The following is a 4165-nucleotide window of genomic DNA, read 5'->3' as shown; positions in this document are numbered from 1 at the left end:
GTCGAAGCCGTGCCCGCGACGCCCGCCGATCCCGCCCCGCGCGCGCCCCGGACGGTCGCCCCGTCGCCCCGCATCCCCCTGCCGGCCTCGCCGCGCGGGCCGCTGTCGCCGCCACGGGTACCTCGTCGCGACGAGACGCCGGTTCCGGTCGCCAGGGTGACCGATCTGGCCGATGTATCGGTGAGCGTCCCCCGTCCGGCCGGACAGGCGGAGGACGCCGGGCGGCGCCTCGCGGCGTCAGGTCGGGACCAGGCCCTTGACCCTGTGCTCGCGGCCGCGCTGGGACGGTTCCTGGCCGCTGGCGCCGCCCCACCCGTCCTGCGTGCGGGCATGGGGCCGGACGGCCACTCCCACTCCTCCTCCTAGTCCCCAGTCCGCCCTACGCCAGCGGCGGGAACCGCCTGGGCGGTGGCGGTAACGGCCGAATCCGGCCCAGACAGGGCGATGGCGCCAGAAGCCGGTGCGCTGGGTAGGGTCAAGCAACCCTCCCGTTACACACCTTGGAGCAAGTGATCCCTTCCTCCGTCAGCGGACCCGCCGCGACGGCGACCGGCCCCCGTGCTTCCCGATCCCCGGCCTCGGCGTCAGCCGCCACCGACGGTGCGCGGTGGGCGCGGCGCACCCCGCGTTGGCCGCTGCTCGGGATGGCCCTCGGCTTCGCCGTCCTGTACCTGCTGCAGGCGCCGGGCAAGCTGACCGCGGACACGAAACTCGACGTGCCGCTGGACCCATGGGGCTTCATGGGGCGGGCGCTGCACCTGTGGAACCCGCTGGACGAGTTCGGCTACCTGCCGAACCAGTACGTCGGCTATCTGTTCCCGATGGGCCCGTTCTTCGGCCTGGGCAACGTGCTCGGCGTGTCGCCCTGGATCACCCAGCGGCTGTGGATGACGCTGATACTCACGGTGTCCGCCTGGGGGATCGTGCGGCTCGCGGACGCGATGCGCATCGGCGTGCCCGCCAGCCGCGTCGCGGCCGGGCTCGTCTACACGCTGTCGCCGATGTACCTGGGCAAGGTGGGGGCCAGCTCGGTGGCGCTCGCCGGCGCCGCGATGCTCCCGTGGATCGCTCTCCCGCTCATCCTGGCCCTGCGTCCCGACGGCGCTCTCGGTGCCGACACCGGCACGGCGGCCAGGTCCCCCGGCGACCCGGCCGGCGATCCCGCCGCCGATCCGGCCCGTCGGCTCTCCCCACGCCGGGCGGCCGCCCTGTCCGGGCTGGCCATCCTCGGCACCGGTGGCATCAACGCCACCGTCACGCTGTGCGTGCTGATCGTCCCGGGAGTGGTGCTGCTGTTCGCCGGTGGCACGCGGCGGGCCTGGGCGCTGCGGGCCTGGTGGGTGGTCGCGGTCGTGCTGAGCACCGCCTGGTGGCTGCTGGCGCTGCTGGTGCAGGGGCGCTACGGGCTGAACTTCCTGCCGTACACCGAGACCGCGAGGACCACGACGGCGACCACGAACGTCGCGGAGGCGCTGCGCGGGACCACTGACTGGCTGGCCTACCTGCAACTACCGCGGGCCTGGCTGCCCGCGGCGACCGAGTACATCTCCCGACCGGTACCGATCATCGGGTCCGCCGCGGTCGTCGCGATCGGTCTGTGGGGGCTGGCCCGGGCCGACCTGCCGGCGCGGCGGTTCCTGCTGGTGACCCTCACCATCGGCACGGTGTCGGTGTCCGCGGCCTATCCCGGCCACCTGGGCAGCCCGTTCGCCGGCGACGTGCGGGATCTCCTGGGTGCCCAACTCGGGTTCCTACGTAACGTCTCCAAGTTCCAGCCGGTGGTGCGCCTGCCGATCGCGCTGGGAGCGGCGCACGCGCTCGCCGTGCTGCCCGGCCGGTTCCGTCGGACCGGCGGCGCCTGGTCGCGGGTGGGCCGGTGGCTGCGCCCGCGGTCCGGCGTGGCGCCGGTGACCGCGGTGATCACCGCGGTCGCGCTCGTCTGCGGCATCACTCCCGCGCTGGCCGGGCGCGCGCTGCAGCCCCGCTCGTTCACCCAGGTGCCGGACTACTGGTCGCAGGCGGCGGACTGGCTCGCCCGGAATCCGCAGGGCGGTCGGACACTGGTCCTGCCCGCCTCGCCGTTCGCCGAGTACTCGTGGGGACGTCCGCTGGACGAGCCGCTGCAGTGGCTCGCGAAGACCCCGTGGGGGGTCCGCAGCCTGATCCCGCTCGGTGGCACCGGTGTGACCCGACTGATGGACGGCATCGAACACGAGATGGCCACCGGGTCGGCGGCCGGCCTCGCGTCGGCGCTCGCCCGCGCCGGCATCGGTCAGATCCTGCTGCGCAATGACCTTGAACAGAAGGACTGGGACGTCCCGCCGTCCACCGACGAGCTGTACCGGGCGCTGGACTCCTCCGGGCTGACCAGGGCGGCGACGTTCGGGCCGCAGGTGCCGTCGCGGACCTCGGCCAAGGAACGGCTCGTCCCGTCGCTGCGCAACCCGAAGGACAAGGTGCCGGCGCTGGAGGTGTGGACGGTGCCGCACGGGGCGAGCCTCGTGCGGGCCTATCCGGCGGACGGCGCGGTCGTCGTCTCCGGTGGCCCCGAGGCGACGACGCAGCTTGCCGCCCAGGGACTGCTCGGTCCGGACCGGCCGGTGGTGCTCGCCAGCGACCTCGGGGCACCGGCGAACACGACGCCACCGTCACCCAGCCCCGCCGCCATCAAGGTCGCGCCGGACCAGGTGATCGGCCCGACGACCGCCTGGGTCGACACCGACACCCTCACCCGGCGCAACAGCACGTACGGCATCGTCCACGACGCGGCGTCCTATCTGCTCGGGCCGACCGGCAACGAGGTCGGCCGGCAGGGCGCGCCCGACCAGTGGGCCGAGAGCGACGTAGCCGGCCACCAGACCGTCGCCGGCTACACCGGCGGGATGGCCGTGACCGCGTCCTCCTATGGCTACTCGCTGTTCGCCGCGCCGGACGTCGCCCCGCAGGCCGCGGTCGACGGCTACCCCAGCACCGCCTGGACGGCGCAGCGCAAGAAGGGCACCTCGCCGGTCGGGCAGTGGATCCAGCTCGACGTCGGCAAGGAGATGACCGTCCCCTACCTCGACGTCCGGCTGCTCTCGGAGGGGGTGTGGCGCCCGGCGGTCCGGGCGCTGCGGGTCACCACCGAGGCGGGCAGCGTCGTCACCGCCGTGTCACCGGTGGAGGACACGCAGCGCCTCGCCGTCCCGCCGGGGCCCAGCCGCACGTACCGGATCACCTTCGAGCGCGTCCAGCCACGGGTCGACAACTCCCTGGGCGTGGGCATCCGGGAGATCACCGTTCCCGGCGTCACCTTCCATCGTTACGCGCAGCTGCCCGATGATGTGAGCAAGCAGTTCGCCGACCCGGACGGTGGCCTGATCGCCTACTCGATGGCGCGGGAGGGGGTCGACCCGGCGCAGCCGTTCGGCGGTTCCGAGGAACTGGCGATGTCGCGGCGGTTCGACCTGCCCCGGCCGATGACGCTCACCATCGGCGGCACGGCGAGCATCCTGCCGCCGGGTCGGGGCACCCCGGCCGGTGACGACACTCCGCTGATCGTCGACTGCGATCGGGGCCCGGCACTCGTCGTCGACGGTCAGCGCTACCCTCTGCGCGTCACCGGGCGCCACAGCGACGTCACGTCGATCCGGCCGCTGCAGGTGTCCCTGTGCACCGATGGCAGCACGCTGACGCTGCCCGCCGGCCAGCACCTGGTCCAGGTCGACCAGGGAATGACCTCGGCCGTGATCGAATCCCTGGCCTTCGTCGGCACCGGCCGCCAGCCCGCCGCGTCCGCGCCGCGGCGGACCACGGTGACGCAGTGGGGCGCCGAGCGGCGCACCATCGACATCGCCGCGGGCGCCCGGGCGTTCCTCGCCGTCCGCGAGAACGCGAGTTCCACCTGGACGGCGAAGCTCGGCGGGAAGGCGCTGACGCCGATCCGCTTCGACGGCTGGCAGCAGGGCTACATCGTGCCGGCCGGCGCGGCCGGGACGATCGTCATCGAGAACCTGCCCGGCCACGAGTACCGCCGCAACCTGGTCATCGGTCTGCTCCTGATCCTCGTGCTGATAGGGCTCGCGGCGGCGCCGGACCGGCTGCGGCTGCGCCGCGGCAAGGACGAGGACGGCTATCCGCGCATTCCGCCGCTGCCGGAGTCCCTGCGCCGCCGGCAGGACGCGCC

General features: G+C 73.8%; 1 protein-coding gene and 1 pseudogene. Both read left to right on the top strand.

Features of this window, described 5'->3' with window-relative positions:
- Positions 1-366: pseudogene (locus MXD58_RS21745) on the top strand (hypothetical protein); the annotation flags it as partial.
- Positions 367-509: 143 nt separating this feature from the next.
- Positions 510-4165: alpha-(1->3)-arabinofuranosyltransferase (locus MXD58_RS21740; protein ID WP_308302018.1), on the top strand; the 3656-nt coding region annotated here is incomplete at its 3' end.

The sequence above is a fragment of the Frankia sp. AgKG'84/4 genome (genome assembly GCF_023242965.2).
GTDB lineage: Bacteria > Actinomycetota > Actinomycetes > Frankiales > Frankiaceae > Frankia.
The sequence above is the reverse complement of the archived record's forward strand: the minus strand, read 5'-3'. Positions and strand labels throughout refer to the sequence as shown.